We start from the raw sequence: 14,730 nt of genomic DNA, 5'->3' as shown, positions 1-14,730 counted from the left end.
GTACACGCCACCCACCTCTGTTGTCGATGATGGGAGGCGTCATGGTGAATGTCGACGAGAAAGGCGCGGCCGGGCGCGGCGGTAAGCTGCACATCCCGCGTAGCCGAGGCGCGCTGGGCGGTCTGGCGGTGCTGCTGCTCGGTATCTGGGGCGCGCTCATACCGTTCATCGGTCCGTACTTCGATTTCGCCTACACCCCGGACGAACCGTGGGTCTGGACGACGGCGCGCGGCTGGCTGCAGGTGCTGCCCGGCGTGGTCGCCATCGTGGGCGGCCTGCTCATGCTGATGAGCCGCAATCGGGTGGTCGCCAGCTTCGGCGCCTGGCTCGGTGTCGCGGCGGGCGCCTGGTTCGTGATCGGACCGTTCCTGGCCGCCTGGTTCCGGCTCGGGGACATGGGTGAACCCGTGGCCGGATCGGACGTCAAGCGCGCACTGCTGCAGCTGACGTTCTTCTACGGGCTCGGCGCGCTGATCCTGTTCTTCGCCGCGAGCTCGCTTGGCAGGCTGTCGGTGCGCAGCACACGTGACATCGCCTTCGCCGAACGCACCCGCGTCGTCGGCGACGATCGGGCTCGCGTCGTGGAGGAAGAAGTCGTCCCCACCGAGGGAACGCACACCCGAGGGTTCGGAACGCGCGGTATCCGGCACCGCCCGGTGTGAGCGGTCAGGCGGTCTTGACCGTGACCACCGTATCGGCGCTGGGGTAGTCGAGGACGCGCAGCCGCCCGGTGACCAGGTCGACGGTATCGGCGACCACGCGACCGGCGCGGCGCGCGTCGTCGGCGAAGCTGGTGCTCACCACCCGGTAGCTGCGTTTGGCGGTGAGCACGATGTCACCCGCGCGCAGGTGCCCGGCGGACCGGGGTGCTCCTTCGGCGTCCTCGGCCGCGCCGGTTCCCCTGATGAGCTCGATCAACTTCAGCACTGTGTTCTCCCAGTATGTGAAAACGCCGTCTGACGTCCCGCGCGCCGGGTCGGCGAGCGGTATCCAGCTCTCTGTACCCCGAATCGTGATGGTTGAACCCTCCGATTCCGGGCACTCCTCGCCATTCGGCAGACCCGTGATCGAGGCTTCCAGGAAATTCCCAGGTCAGACGCAGGTCTGCTCCAGTCTCGCCGGTCACCGTCGGTGTCATGACCGACACAGAGACCGCCACCTGCGCGGCAACCGTGGCCGAGGTGATCACCACCCCCGGGGTGGACGTGGTCGTCCCGGTGCACAACGAGGAAAACGACCTGGCCGACTGCGTGCGCAGGCTGCACGCCTTCCTGCATGACGGGTTCCCGTTCAGCGCGCGCATCACCATCGCCGACAACGCTTCCACCGACAACACGCTGGTGATCGCCGAACACCTCGCCACGGAACTGGACGGTGTGCGGGTGGTGCACCTGGACCGCAAGGGCCGCGGGCGGGCACTGCACGCGGTGTGGAGCGGCTCCGATGCCCGGGTGGTCGCCTACATGGACGTCGACCTGTCGACCGACCTCAACGCCCTGTTGCCGCTCGTCGCACCGCTGATGTCGGGGCATTCCGATCTCGCGATCGGTTCCCGGCTCGCCACGTCGGCCCGGGTGGTGCGCGGGCCCAAACGGGAGCTGATCTCCCGCGGCTACAACCTGCTGCTGCGCACCTGCCTGCAGGTGCGGTTCTCCGATGCTCAATGCGGCTTCAAGGCGATGCGCGCCGAGGTGGCCCGCGAGCTGCTGCCGCTGGTGCGCGATCGGGAGTGGTTCTTCGACACAGAAGTGCTCGTGCTGGCCGAGCGGGCGGGGCTGCGCATCCACGAGGTGCCCGTCGACTGGATCGATGATCCCGACAGCCGTGTCGACATCCTCGACACCGCGCGCAAAGATCTGCTGGGGATGTGGCGGGTCGGCCGGGAACTGGTGAGTGGGCGCCTGCCGGTCGCGGAGCTGCGGGCCGCCATCGGGCGAGAACCACTGGTCCCCGGTGTGCCGGTGGGCATGGTCGGGCAGCTGGTGCGTTTCGCCCTCGTCGGTGTGTTGTCGACGCTGGCCTATGTGGCGCTGTATCTGCTGATGCAACCGGCCGTCGGTGCGCAGGCGGCGAATCTGCTCGCCCTGCTGGTGACAGCGGTGGCGAACACCGCGACCAACCGCGCCTTCACCTTCGGCATCCGTGGCCCGGAAAGGCTTGCGGCGCACCATGTTCAGGGGCTGCTGATCTTCCTGTTCGGTCTCCTGATCACCAGTGGGTCGCTGTTCGCGTTGCATCGGTGGGCGTCGGGCGCGTCGGTGCAGGTGGAGCTGGCTGTGCTGGTCGTCGCGAATTGTGTTGCCACGCTCGCCCGTTTCGTCGGGCTGCGCTGGGTTTTCCGTGGTGCGGGTGATCGCCGATGACCGCGCTGACGACGAAGCCGGAGGCCGAATCGGTAGTCGAGAACTCGTTGATACGACCACGATGGGAGTTTCCCGCTCTTGCCGCGCTGCTGATCGGCACGGCGGTGGCCTATCTGTGCAACCTGACCGCAAACGGCTGGGCCAACTCGTTCTACGCGGCCGCCGTGCAGGCCGGCTCGGTATCGTGGAAGGCGTTCTTCTTCGGATCGTCGGACGCGGCGAACGCGATCACGGTCGACAAGACCCCGGCCGCACTGTGGCCGATGGAGTTGTCGGCGCGAGTATTCGGATTCGGCAGCTGGAGCATGCTGGCACCGCAGGTACTGCTCGGCGTCGCGTCGGTGGCGCTGTTGTGGGCGACGGTTCGCCGCTACCACGGTGCGGCGGCCGGTCTGCTCGCCGGTCTCGCCCTTGCCCTGACTCCGGTGGCGGCGTTGATGTTCCGCTTCAACAACCCAGACGCACTGCTGGTGTTCCTGATGATCGCTGGGGCTTGGGCGATGTTGCGCGCCACCGAATCCGGGCACTGGCGCTGGCTGGTGCTGTGCGGGCTGTTCATGGGATTCGGGTTCCTGGCCAAACAGCTGCAGGTGTTGCTCGTTCTCCCGGCGCTGGTCCTGGTGTACCTGTTCGCGGGGCCGCCGAAGGTGGGTACCCGGCTGCTGCAACTGTTCGCCGGCGGTGCGGCGATGGTCGTGGGTGCGGGCTGGTGGGTGCTGATCGCGCAGCTGTGGCCGATCGACTCGAGACCGTATTTCGGTGGTTCCCAGAACAATTCGATCATCGAGCTGACCCTCGGCTACAACGGTCTCGGTCGGCTCAGCGGTGACGAGACGGGCAGCGTCGGTCCCGGTGGTGAACTTCCCGCCGGTGGCAACGGAATGTGGGGGCAGACCGGTATCACCCGCTTGTTCGACTCCGCTCAGGGCGGGCAGATCGCGTGGCTGCTGCCTGCGGCGCTGATCCTCACCGTGGTGGCACTGGTCTTCTACGGCCGTGCACCACGCACCGACCGCCGACGGGCATCGGTAATGCTCTGGGGCGGTTGGCTGCTCGTGACCGGGCTGGTCTTCAGCTTCATGAAGGGGATCTTCCACCAGTACTACACGGTCGCCCTCGCGCCTGCGGTCGCCGCGCTGACCGCGATCGGCGCCGTCCTGCTCTGGCAGCACCGCGACCGGATGGCGGCTCGTGTGTGCGCCGCCGCGACGATGGGCGTGACCACGGCCACGGCCTGGGTATTGCTGTCGCGCACCAGCGATTTCGTGCCTTGGCTGCGATGGATGATCCTGGTCGGCGGTCTCGGTGCGGTGCTCGCGCTGCTGCTTCCGCCCACACCGAAGCGGTCGGCGTTCGCGGCCGTGCTCGCCGGGATCCTCGCGCTGAGCGGGCCCGCCGCCTACACCGCCGAGACCATCGCCTCGGTCAATGCTGGATCCATTCCCAGTGCGGGCCCGGAAGTCCGTGGCGGACGGGGTATGCCAGGACCTGGTGGCGAAATGCCGGACGGGCGAGGCGGAATGGGAGGTCGCGACAACGCACCGATGGGCGGCACAGTGCCCGCAGATGGAGCTCCCGGCAACGGTTCCGGTCGGGGCGGCGCACCGAGCGGGACGGCTGAGACAACTGCGCCCGATGGGGGTGCTGGTGGAAGTGCTGGGCCGAACGGCGGGGCCGACGGCGGCGGCTTCCTCGGTGGGGCGAGCCAGGTGAGCGACAAGGTGATCGCGCTGCTCACCGCCGACGCGGACAACTACACCTGGATCGCGGCGGCCACCGGCTCGAACTCGGCCGCCACCTACCAACTGGCCACCGAACTGCCGGTGATGTCGCTGGGCGGGTTCAACGGCAGCGACCCGTTCCCTACGCTCGCTCAGTTCGAGCAGTACGTGGCCGACGGCCGGATCCACTACTTCATCGCGGGAGGCGGTCCCGGGGCGCGGGGCGACGATGCGATCGCCGCCTGGGTGGCGGCGAACTTCACCGCCGTGCAGGTCGACGGCGTCACCGTTTACGACCTGATCAGCTGAAAGCTGTTCACAGGAAACCCCCAGTTTCCTTCCAGGTCCGTGTGCGGTGGGCCAGCCATGCTGAATCCATGACCGTCGAACCACCCGAAGCCCGCATCCTCGTCGTCGACGACGAGCCGATGATCGTCGAGCTGCTGAGCACCAGCCTGCGATTCCAGGGCTTCGAGGTGGCGACGGCCGCCGACGGTGCGGCCGCGCTCGACACCGTGCGCCGCTTCCGCCCCGATGCCCTGGTCGTGGACGTGATGATGCCCGGCATGGACGGCTTCACCCTGCTGCGCAGGTTGCGTGCCGACGGCGTCCAGGCGCCCGTGCTGTTTTTGACCGCCCGCGACCAGACCGAGGCCAAATTGACCGGCCTCGGTCTCGGCGCCGACGACTACGTGACCAAACCGTTCAGCCTCGAGGAGGTGATCGCCCGCATCAGGGTGATCCTGCGGCGTGCGGGCGCGGGCGCTCCGCAACGCAACCCCCGGCTGCGTGTCGCCGACATCGAGCTCGACGACGAGAGCCACGAAGTGTGGAAGGCGGGGGAGCCGGTGAGCTTGTCGCCGACCGAATTCACCCTCCTGCGCTACTTCATGGTCAACGCGGGCAAGGTGCTGAGCAAACCGATGATCCTGGATCACGTGTGGCACTACGACTTCGGCGGTGACGCGAATATCGTCGAGTCCTACGTGTCGTATCTGCGGCGCAAGATCGACACCGCCGAACCCAAACTCATCCACACGCTGCGCAGCGTCGGTTACGTGCTGCGGGAACCGAGGTGAGCGTGTCGGCCTGGGCCGCACGGCGTTTCGCCGCCGTGCCGCTGCGCGTCGGGCTGGTGCTCGTGCTGCTCGCGCTCGCGGCGGTGGTGCTCACCGCGGTGGGGGCAGTGGTGACCTCGGTGATGTCGAACTCGCTCACCGACCGGGTCGACGAACAGCTCATCGACGCCTCGCGGACCTGGGCACAGCCGAGAGCGATGAAACAGGTCACCGACTCGGCGGGCAACACCCGCTGGGTGCCCGCCGACGCACCGAACGCCATCCCGATGGAAGGGGAACAGCCGCGCCGGTTCGCCGAGATCCGCACCGGACCCGACGGCGAGGTCTATCTCGAGTCACCCGGCGCCACCGACGGCTCGTCCGGGCTGCCGGACGTCACCGGTGACGAGCGCAGCCCGCGCACAGTCGGATCCCGCAGCGGTCCCGACACCGACTGGCGGGTGCTGACCACCACGAACGGCCACGGCTCGGTCACCGTCGGCCTGTCGCTGTCGGAAACCAGGCAGACGATCATGGGCCTGCTTCTGGTGCAGGTCGTCGCGGGTGTCGCCGCATTGCTGCTGCTCGGCATCGTCGGCTATCTGGTGGTGCGGTGGAGTCTTCGCCCGTTGCGGGCGGTGGAGGAGACAGCGGCCGCCATCGCCGACGGTGATCTGCACCGCCGTGTTCCGGTGCGCGATGTCGACACCGAGGTCGACCATCTCGCCCGCTCACTGAACGTGATGCTCACCCGGATCCAGGACGGTGTCGCCGCGACCGAGGCCTCCGAGGCGGCGGCGCGGCGTTCCGAGGCGAGGATGCGTGAGTTCGTCGCCGACGCCAGCCACGAATTGCGCACCCCGCTCACCACCATCCGGGGATTCGCCGAGCTGTACCGGCACGGGCATCGCACCGACCCCGAGACCCTGTTCGGCCGGATCGAGGCCGAGTCGATCCGCATGGGCGGACTGGTCGGTGACCTGCTGACGCTGGCCGATCTCGACGCCAACCGACCCCTCGAGCGGACACCCGTCGACCTGCTGGCCCTGGCGCGGGACGCGGTCGGCGACGCCCACGCCCGCGAGGCCGGGCAGCCCGTCGCTCGCGCGATCGAGCTGGAAGTCGCCGGTGACGGAGCGATGGTCGTGGTCGGGGACGAGGCACGACTGCGACAGGTCATGGCGAACCTGGTGGGCAACGCGCTCACCCATACCCCGCCCGGGACCCCGGTCACCGTGCGTCTGCGCCCGGGTGAGGACGAGGTGGCCTTCGATGTCGTCGACGAGGGGCCCGGCCTGCCGGCGGAAGCCGCGTCGCGGGTGTTCGAACGGTTCTATCGCACCGACAACTCCCGCACCCGGTCCAGCGGCGGCTCCGGCCTCGGGCTGTCCATCGTCGCGGCACTGGTGGCGGCCCACGGCGGGCACGTCGGTGTCGAGAGCACACCCGGTCGCGGCGCCACATTCACCGTGGTGCTGCCCAACGACATGCGCTGACTACGCCGTGACCGAGGCAGGCTCCCGGTGCACCGCGCGGCGGCTGATGAGCGCGCCGAACAGCGTGGCCAGCGGCGTCATCAGCACGGCGTACACAGCGGCGGGCACCGCGATGCGCGCACTGTCGAGGACGGTGATCGCCAGGGTGATGGCGATCGCGCTGTTGTGCACGCCGACCTCCATCGACGACGCGATCGCCTGCGGCGGGCTCACCCCGAACGCGAGCGGCACCAGATAACCGGTGGTGAGGCTGATGACGCAGAACACCATGGTGATCGCGCCGACATCGAGGAAGTAGCCGCCGATCGCCGTCCGGTCCGCGATCATCGTGACCGCCACGATCACCGCGAGGATCAGCACCGACGCGATCCGCACCGGCAAATCCATCCGGCCCGCGAATTCCGGGGCCCGGCGCCGCACCTGCATGCCGATCAGGACCGGGATCAGCACGATAGCGATCACCTGCACGGTCTTGCCGAACTGCAACCCCAGCTGACCGGTCTCGTTGTCGGCGAACTGGTGGATGGCCAGATTGGTGACCACCGGCACGGTCACCACACACAGCATCGAATTGACCGCGGTGAGCGTCACATTCAGTGCCACGTCACCACGGAACAGGTGACTGAACAGATTCGCGGTCGCCCCACCCGGCGAGGCGGCGAGCAGCATCATCCCCACCGCGAGCAACGGCTCGAGGTCGAACAGCATCACCAACCCGAACGCCACCGCGGGCAACACGATCACCTGACACACCAGGGCCACCGCGACGGCCTTCGGCGCCCGGGCGACCCGGGTGAAATCGGCCCCGGTCAACGACAGGCCGAGACCGAACATGATGACGGCCAGCGCGGGCGGCAGCGCCGTGGAAAGAAACGAGGAGTTCATGCACCACCGATCGTCGCGGAACCCCTACCTTATGCGGCAAGAGCTTTCGCCACACCGCTGTTCGAGCGAACCCTGGTCCGGGCAGCGTCGGGCAGCGATGTGGCGAAGGTCCGTGAGCAGGTCTCAGGCGGCGAGGGCGTGGGCGTCGCGCGGCCACCGCTGATGTGCTGCGTCGATGACGTAGGGATGGGTGTGCTGGTAGAGTCGGTCGGTGATGCGAACGGCGTCGGCCAGGCGGGCCGGATCGATGGTTCCGATCTCGTGCAGGTGGGTGATCTCGGCCGGGTCGTGGCGGGGCCAGGACCGCAGCGCGACGGTGGTTCCGAGGGCGGCCAGACCGAGCAGCACCAGCCAGGTGGTCGTGAAACCGGCTGCGGTGGTGAGCCATCCGGCGATCGGATAGGTGAGCAGCCACGCCAGGTGCGACAGCGAGAACTGCGCGGCGAACAACGCGGCCCGGTCGGCGGGTTGCGAGGACCGCCGCAGAATCTGCCCGGTCGGGGTCAGGACGGCGGCAGTGCCCGCCCCGATCACCGCCCACACGGCGCCCGCCGCGATCCAGCGCCACTGTCCCGCAGCGGCATTCGACAGCGCGACGGCCGCGCCGAGTCCGGTCATCAGGGTCGTGGCACCGCTCAGCATCACCGGCCGGGGGCCGACCCGGTCGAGCACCCGCGGCAACGACAGCGCCACCACCATGGTGCCGAAACCGTTGGCGGCCAGCAGGATCGCGACACCGATCTGCGAACCGCCGAGCGTGTCACGCACATAGTTGACGGTGTTGACCATGATGACCGACCCTGCTGCCGCGACCACCAGGTTCAAGCCGAGCAGGCCACGTAGCCTGGGCGTCGCGGCGAAGATCCGCATTCCCACCGCGATCCGCTGCCGGAAACGGCCACCGGTGGTCGCGCCCGCGTCGGGAATCCTGGTGGAGACCACGAGGACGGCCGAGACCACGAAGCCGATGGCAGTGCCGACGAACAGCCAGTGGAAGCTGATCAGGGTGAGCGCCGCCGCTGCGAGCATCGGGCTCAGCAGCGTCTCCATGGTCGCGGCCAGCTGGGCCGCCGACAGCGCCCGGGTGTAGTCGCGTTCGTCGGGCAGGATGTCGGGGATCACCGCCTGATACGTGGGAGTGAAGGCCGCTGATGCGGTCTGCAGTACGGCGATGAGTACGTAGATGTGCCAGATCTGGTCGATGAAGGGCAGCGCGAGCACCACGGCACCGCGCACCGCGTTGAGCGAGACGAGGAAGAGCCTGCGCGGGAAACGATCGGCATAGGCGGCGACGATCGGGGCGACGGTCACGTACACCAGCATCTTGATGGTGAGCGCTGTGCCGAGCACGGCCCCTGCCTCGGCGCCCGCCAGTTCGTAGGCGAGCAGACCCAGTGCGACCGTGGTCAATCCGGTGCCGAACAGCGCCGTCATCTGTGCGGTGAACAGCCGGAGGTAGTCGCGGTTGGCGAACAGCGAGGTGATCATGCTCCGAAGGTACGACTTCGCGGCCTGAAAGTAAACCCCTAGGGGGTATAGGTATCGAATCTGCGGAATCGGGCCCGATAGCTCCCTGACCGGGTGCGATAGGGGATACTTCGTAGGTGACGTTGAGTGAACAATCAGTACCGGACGCGGTCACCGCGATCAGCCAGGTGATCGGCGCCGAGGCCTGCTCGGGCATCGGTTCGTTCCAGTTCTGGTTCGCCGACGGGCGCTGGGAATGGTCCGACGAGCTCGCCGAGATCTACGGCTACGGCCCCGGTGAGGTCGAGCCGACCACCGAGCTGCTGCTGTCGCACAAGCACCCCGACGACCAGCAGGACCTCGGCACCGCGATCACCTGCGCCATCGACGCGGGCGAACCGGTGTGCGGCAGGCACCGCATCATCGACACCCGAGGCACCGAGCACGAGGTGATCATCGTCGGCGACCACCTCACCGACGACGACGGCACGGTGATCGGCACCACCGGCTACTACATCGACGTCACTCAGCGCCTGGAAGAGGAACGCAAGGAAACCCTCGACGAGACCCTGCCCGAACTGATCGAGGCGCGCGCCGCCATCGAGCAAGCCAAGGGCGTACTCGTCCTCATGTACGGCGTCGGCCCCGACCAGGCGTTCAAAGTGCTGCGCTGGCGCTCCCAAGAGACGAACACCAAACTCCGCGATCTCGCCGCCCAGCTCGTCGAGGACGCCCGCGGCCTCGAACCCCAGGTGCCGGGTTGCCGCACCCGCTTCGACCACCTGCTGCTGACCGCGCACGAACGGGTCGATCAGGCCTGATCCGGTAGCGGAATCCGGCTGTATACCAGACTTTTTCGGGTGCTCGGCGAGCCGTCGTCGCGTCGCTACTCAGTGCTAGTGTGCGAATCGTCGGCGCCCTCTGTGCCGCGTTGATCGATGGGAGTAATCGGTATGGGTGTCAGTTTGTCCAAGGGTGGCAACGTTTCGCTGACCAAGGCGGCGCCGAACCTCACCGCTGTCGCGGTCGGTCTCGGCTGGGATCTGCGGACCACCACCGGCACGGACTTCGACCTCGACGCCAGCGCCATCGCGCTCGGCGCCGACAAGAAGGTCGTGTCCGACAAGCACTTCGTGTTCTTCAACAACCTGAAGTCCCCCGAGGGCGCGATCGAGCACATCGGTGACAACCGCACCGGTGAGGGCGAGGGCGATGACGAGGTCGTCAACGTCGACCTGGCCAACACCCCGCCGACCATCGAGAGCATCGTCTTCCCGGTCTCGATCTACGACGGCCTCACCCGCAACCAGTCCTTCGGTCAGGTCCGCAACGCCTACATTCGCGTGGTCGACCAGGCCAACGGCGAGGAACTGGCCCGCTACGACCTGTCCGAGGACGCCTCGACCGAAACCGCGATGGTCTTCGGTGAGCTGTACCGCAACGGCGCCGAATGGAAGTTCCGCGCCATCGGCCAGGGCTACGCCTCCGGCCTCGAGGGCATCGCCCGCGATTTCGGCGTCAACCTCTGATTCCTCCCGCACGGGGCCGCACGGCGCGGCCCCGGGCGGTTGATCGGGTAGTGCGCTACGCGCGCGAGGGCGGTGACTCCGCCGCACGCTGAAGTGCATGACTATCGAGAACTCTTTCACCCATACCGAGGCCACCGGCGAATTCCGCTCGGGCCCGGAGGCAGGCGCCAGCCCGATCGGCAGTGTCGGACACGGTGTGCGCGAACTGCGCTACGCGGCGGTCGACGAGCTGGCCGTCTTCGAGGGCGACATCGTCCTCGGCACCCTCGCCGAGATCGACGAACGCCGCAGACTCGAAGGCATCGTCGTCACCGGCGGGTTCTTCCGCTGGCCGGGCGCGGTGGTGCCGTTCGAGATAGATCCGGGTCTGCCCGCCCCGCACCGCGTGCACGACGCGGTCGCGCAGTGGCACGAGCGAACCAGGATCCGCTTCGTCCCACGCACCGCGCAGCACCCGGACTTCGTACGCTTCGTCCCGAGCACCGCGAGCCGTTCGGCAGTGGGCAGGCAGGGCGGTCCGCAGACGATCGAGCTCGCCGACACCGCCCCGGTGGGCACCGTCGTGCACGAGATGGCCCACGCGCTCGGACTCTGGCACGAACAGAGCCGACAGGACCGCGACGCCTTCGTGGAGGTGCGCCTCGCGCATGTCGACCCCGCTCATCGCCACAATTTCGCCCAGCACATCACCGACGGTGACGATGTCGGCGGCTACGACTTCGGCTCCATCATGCATTATCCCCCAACGGCTTTCAGCGTCGACGGCAGCCCGACGATCGTCGCGCGCGTGCCGTTGCCGCCCGGAACCGGTATGGGCCAGCGCACCGCGCTTTCACCGGGCGACGTCGCGGCCGTCCACGCCATCTATCCCGGCTGAGCCGCAGGCGCGCGGAATTCGAGTGGTGCACTACTCGTGTCCACCACCACCTTCGGCGCCCACGCTGACAACACCAGCACACACTCCCCGGGCGAGGTGACCCCCATGGATACCGAGAGCGAACGCACCGACGCATGGCGCGAACAGATGGACGCCGCATCGCGGCGGTTCGCCGACACTGCCGAGCAACGCGAAGAGGTGGAACGCAGACGTGCCGCCACCGAGTCGGTGGTCGTCGACACGAAAGAGCAGATCGTGGCCCGCGCCGACCGATTGCTCGTCACCGGGGAGGTGCCCGCCACCGCGGTGATCGAACTGGGCAGGCACGACCCGGTCGACGGCATCGGCTCCCTCGAGCGGGTGATCGGCTTCGCCAACGAGTTACAGGCGGTGAACTTCCTGACCCGTGGGGCCCGCGCGGCGCAGGCGGTGGCCCGGATCTCGCTGAACGACAACGGCCGCCAGATCCCCGTCGGCACCGGCTCGATGGTGTCGCCGCAGCTGTTGCTCACCAACAACCACGTGTTGCCGACGGTGGCGGATGCCGCGTCGGTGGTGGTCGAGTTCGGGGCCGAGGTGGCCGCGAACAACGTGCCGGGCCCCACGGTGCACTACCGGCTGGCGCCCGAGGACCTGTTCGTCACGAGCGAGCACCTGGACTACACCCTGGTGCGGGTCGCACCGAATGCCGACGGTTCGTTCGCGGGTGGGGAGTTCGGCTGGAACAAGTTGATCGCCGAGCCGGGCAAGATCGTGATCGGTGAGGCGATGAACGTCGTCGGGCATCCCTCGGGCAGGCTCAAGGAGATCTCGATCCGCGACAACCGCCTCGACCTGCAGCTCGAGCACTTCCTGCACTACCACTCCGACACCGAACCGGGTAATTCCGGTTCGCCGGTCTTCAACGACCAGTGGGAGATCGTCGCCCTGCATCACGCCGGCGTGCCGAAGAAGGACGACAAGGGCCGCGTGCTGCGCAAGGACGGCAAGCTGTGGCAGCGCGGCGACGGTGACGACGCCATCGAGTGGATCGCCAACGAGGGCACCCGGGTGAGCGTGCTGCTGCGCGACCTGGGCTCCCGCAGCTTCGACCCCGCGCAGCGCGCCCTCCTCGACGAACTCGGGCCGACCGCCGCTCTGCCTGTCGTCGAGACCGTGACAAGGTCTGTGCCACAGCCTGTTCCGGTACGGGAGAGCACCGTTCGCGGGCTGCGCGGACGACCGGTCGGGGCGGCCGGCCGCAGCGTGCTGTTCCTGCACGGTCGCGGTCAGCAGGGTCGTGACCCGGCCGAACTGCGCCGCACCTGGACCGCCGGGCTGAACAAGGGACTCACCCTCGCCGGCCTCGGCCCGCTCGACCCCGCCGACGCGTACTTTCCGTTCTACGGTGACCGGCTCGTCGAGAGCATGGACACCCGCGAAGCCGTCGACACCGGCCCCGCTCTCTACGAAGAACTGGTCGCCGAGGCCGCCCAGCGGGCGGGGATGCCGACCGACCTGCCCGCCGACCCGCAGACCCGTGAACTGTTCGGCGGTTTCGGTGCGGTACTGCTGGACCGCTTGCACGACCAGCTCGGCTGGATCGCCGCCCGCAGCGGACTCGATTCGGCGCTCATCGGCGCCATCTTCAAGGACGTCGCCGCCTATCTCGACGACGAACGGGTCCGCAAGAGTGTGCTCGACGCGGTGCTGGCCGACGTGCCGAGCGGTGGTGAGCTGGTCCTGGTGAGCCACAGCCTCGGTACCGTGGTCGCCCTCGATCTGCTCACCCAGCTGCCGCAGGAAGTGAACGTGCGCATGCTGGTCACCGCGGGCAGCCCGCTCGGCCTCGACGGGGTGTACCGCAAGCTGCTCACCGGTGGGGCGAACCGGCCCGAGCGCGTCGGCGAGTGGCTCAACACCTGGTACGCGGGCGACCCCATCGCCATCGGCTGCCCGCTGAGCCGGGCGTGGGGAGCCGGGCTGCGCGAGGTTCCGGTCGAGAACCCCAAGGAACGCGCGCACGACATCGCGGAATATCTCGCGCACGCCGCCGTCGCCGCCACCATCGGCGGCGCGCTGTCCGCATAACTCTCACGAAGGCAGGTGCACCATGACACTCGAACTCGGCGACCACGTCTGGTACTGGAACGGCCGGATGTCGACGGACAAGAACATTCCGCGGGCGCAATGGTTTCCCGGCACGAACCCGCACGACCCCACCGACTACGGCGGGCACGGCAAGGAGATCTTCCACTACGTGATCCATGCCGACGAAATCGCCCGTGGCCGACCACATATGCGTAATCACGAGGGCAGTTTCGCTTGGCTGAACAACAATCCCGGCAATATCACCGGTGTGCCGGGCGGCCCCGACTACGGCCAGTATCCCGGCAAGTTCAACTGGCACAATTTCCTGGTCTTCCCCTCCTGGGGCGCCGGGTATTTCGCGATCGCGCAGCTGCTGCGATCGGCGTCGTATCGCGACCTGTCGATCCTCGACGGTTTCGCCCGCTATGCTCCCGCCTCCGACGGCAACGATCCCGCCACCTACGCCCAAGCGGTCGCGAACGCGCTCGGCATCTCCGTCGACACCCGCCTCGGAGATCTCGACGACGATCAGATGCGGGTGGTGCAGGACAAGATCCAGGAGATCGAGGGCGCGGTGCCCGGTGCCAGCCTGGCCTGGGATTCGGAAGAGGTACCACCCGAGATCGCCGCCGAGTTGCCGGAGTTCCGGCGGGTCCGCCGTCCCCGTGCGCTCGCCCGCGGGGCGTTCACCGTCGACATCTCCGCCCCGGTCGACCCGTCGGGGTACACGCAGGCGCACGGCGGCCCCCATCAGGGCGGGCATCAGGGACCGAACTGGTACATCGAGTACGGCATGGACCTCGGTGGCGTGGCAGGCACGCCGGTGTTCGCGGCCTTCGACGGTCACATCACCCGCTTCACCCCGCACAACCCGGCCGCCGACAGCGGAAAGGTCTACGGCGCACAGATTTTCGTGCGTGCGCCCAACGACATGATGGGTGGTTTCTACACCCACCTCACCGATGTGCCAGCGGGTCTCGGACCGGGTTCGACGGTCTCGCGCGGCGACTTCCTCGGCACGGTGCTCGGATTCGGCGGTATTCCGCCGCATCTGCATCTCGCGCTGGTGGAGATCATCGGCGGTGCGCCCGGCGGCCAGTATGTCGGCGTCGATCTGTACCAGACCTTTCTCGCGCTCGAGACTTCCGAGCCGGGGTCGGTGGTGACGGTGACCTTCGCGCAGAACGGGTCGGCACCGGGCGAGGGTCTGCGTGCCGGGCCCACCGAATCCGTGCCGGTCGGTTAGCGCACAGGTCAGCGGAGG

The 14,730-nt window shown here is 68.2% G+C and carries 13 protein-coding genes; 10 read left to right on the top strand and 3 right to left on the bottom strand.

Features of this window, described 5'->3' with window-relative positions:
• Positions 1-41 precede the first annotated feature (41 nt).
• On the top strand, positions 42-662 hold the full coding sequence (locus tag AB0F86_RS08340; protein ID WP_356982921.1) for a hypothetical protein: 621 nt from the start codon (positions 42-44) through the stop codon (positions 660-662).
• A gap of 4 nt (positions 663-666) precedes the next feature.
• Here AB0F86_RS08340 and AB0F86_RS08335 read toward each other — a convergent pair whose 3' ends face one another.
• A complete protein-coding gene (locus tag AB0F86_RS08335; RefSeq protein WP_181697118.1) occupies positions 667-927 on the bottom strand; it encodes a hypothetical protein in 261 nt (86 codons plus the stop codon).
• Positions 928-1,136: 209 nt separating this feature from the next.
• On the opposite strand from AB0F86_RS08335, the gene AB0F86_RS08330 reads away from it, so the two are divergent.
• The 4 genes from AB0F86_RS08330 to AB0F86_RS08315 all read left to right on the top strand — a co-directional run bounded on the left by AB0F86_RS08330 (position 1,137) and on the right by AB0F86_RS08315 (position 6,638).
• On the top strand, positions 1,137-2,363 hold the full coding sequence (locus tag AB0F86_RS08330; protein ID WP_356982919.1) for a glycosyltransferase: 1,227 nt from the start codon (positions 1,137-1,139) through the stop codon (positions 2,361-2,363).
• A complete protein-coding gene (locus tag AB0F86_RS08325; protein ID WP_356982917.1) occupies positions 2,360-4,393 on the top strand; it encodes a glycosyltransferase family 39 protein in 2,034 nt (677 codons plus the stop codon). The genes AB0F86_RS08330 and AB0F86_RS08325 overlap by 4 nt, the downstream gene beginning before the upstream one ends.
• A 68-nt stretch (positions 4,394-4,461) precedes the next feature.
• Positions 4,462-5,163 carry a response regulator transcription factor gene (locus AB0F86_RS08320; protein ID WP_356982915.1) on the top strand — a complete coding sequence of 234 codons (702 nt, stop codon included), beginning with the start codon at positions 4,462-4,464 and terminating at the stop codon, positions 5,161-5,163.
• On the top strand, positions 5,160-6,638 hold the full coding sequence (locus AB0F86_RS08315; RefSeq protein WP_356982913.1) for a HAMP domain-containing sensor histidine kinase: 1,479 nt from the start codon (positions 5,160-5,162) through the stop codon (positions 6,636-6,638). Before AB0F86_RS08320 ends, AB0F86_RS08315 begins: the two co-directional genes overlap by 4 nt.
• On the opposite strand, the gene AB0F86_RS08310 is transcribed toward AB0F86_RS08315, so the two are convergent.
• Both AB0F86_RS08310 and AB0F86_RS08305 read right to left on the bottom strand, forming a co-directional pair.
• The gene (locus tag AB0F86_RS08310) at positions 6,639-7,523 is read right to left on the bottom strand and encodes a bile acid:sodium symporter family protein (RefSeq protein ID WP_356982911.1); all 885 of its coding nucleotides are present in this window, start codon (positions 7,521-7,523) and stop codon (positions 6,639-6,641) included.
• Positions 7,524-7,646: 123 nt separating this feature from the next.
• Positions 7,647-9,011 (bottom strand): MFS transporter, encoded by a 1,365-nt coding sequence (locus AB0F86_RS08305; RefSeq protein WP_356982909.1) that lies wholly within the window; start codon positions 9,009-9,011, stop codon positions 7,647-7,649.
• Between the two features lie 116 nt (positions 9,012-9,127).
• Here AB0F86_RS08305 and AB0F86_RS08300 point away from each other — a divergent pair, with 116 nt between their 5' ends.
• From AB0F86_RS08300 to AB0F86_RS08280, 5 genes are all read left to right on the top strand, one after another.
• Positions 9,128-9,811: a PAS and ANTAR domain-containing protein gene (locus tag AB0F86_RS08300; RefSeq protein WP_225279788.1), complete on the top strand. Its 684-nt coding sequence runs from the start codon at positions 9,128-9,130 to the stop codon at positions 9,809-9,811.
• Between the two features lie 132 nt (positions 9,812-9,943).
• On the top strand, positions 9,944-10,519 hold the full coding sequence (locus tag AB0F86_RS08295) for a TerD family protein (RefSeq protein WP_067489596.1): 576 nt from the start codon (positions 9,944-9,946) through the stop codon (positions 10,517-10,519).
• A gap of 97 nt (positions 10,520-10,616) precedes the next feature.
• Entirely contained in the window at positions 10,617-11,396 is a 780-nt protein-coding gene (locus AB0F86_RS08290; protein WP_356982907.1) for a M12 family metallopeptidase, read from the top strand.
• 105 nt (positions 11,397-11,501) lie between these two features.
• The gene (locus tag AB0F86_RS08285; RefSeq protein ID WP_356982905.1) at positions 11,502-13,466 is read left to right on the top strand and encodes a serine protease; all 1,965 of its coding nucleotides are present in this window, start codon (positions 11,502-11,504) and stop codon (positions 13,464-13,466) included.
• 22 nt (positions 13,467-13,488) lie between these two features.
• Complete coding sequence (locus AB0F86_RS08280) at positions 13,489-14,712, top strand: peptidoglycan DD-metalloendopeptidase family protein (RefSeq protein ID WP_356982904.1); 1,224 nt, start codon at positions 13,489-13,491, stop codon at positions 14,710-14,712.
• Positions 14,713-14,730 lie beyond the last annotated feature (18 nt).

The sequence above is a fragment of the Nocardia sp. NPDC023733 genome (assembly GCF_040639775.1).
Classification (GTDB): Bacteria; Actinomycetota; Actinomycetes; order Mycobacteriales; family Mycobacteriaceae; genus Nocardia; species Nocardia rosealba.
Note: the sequence above shows the minus strand (reverse complement) of the source record. Positions and strands in the feature narration are given on the sequence as shown.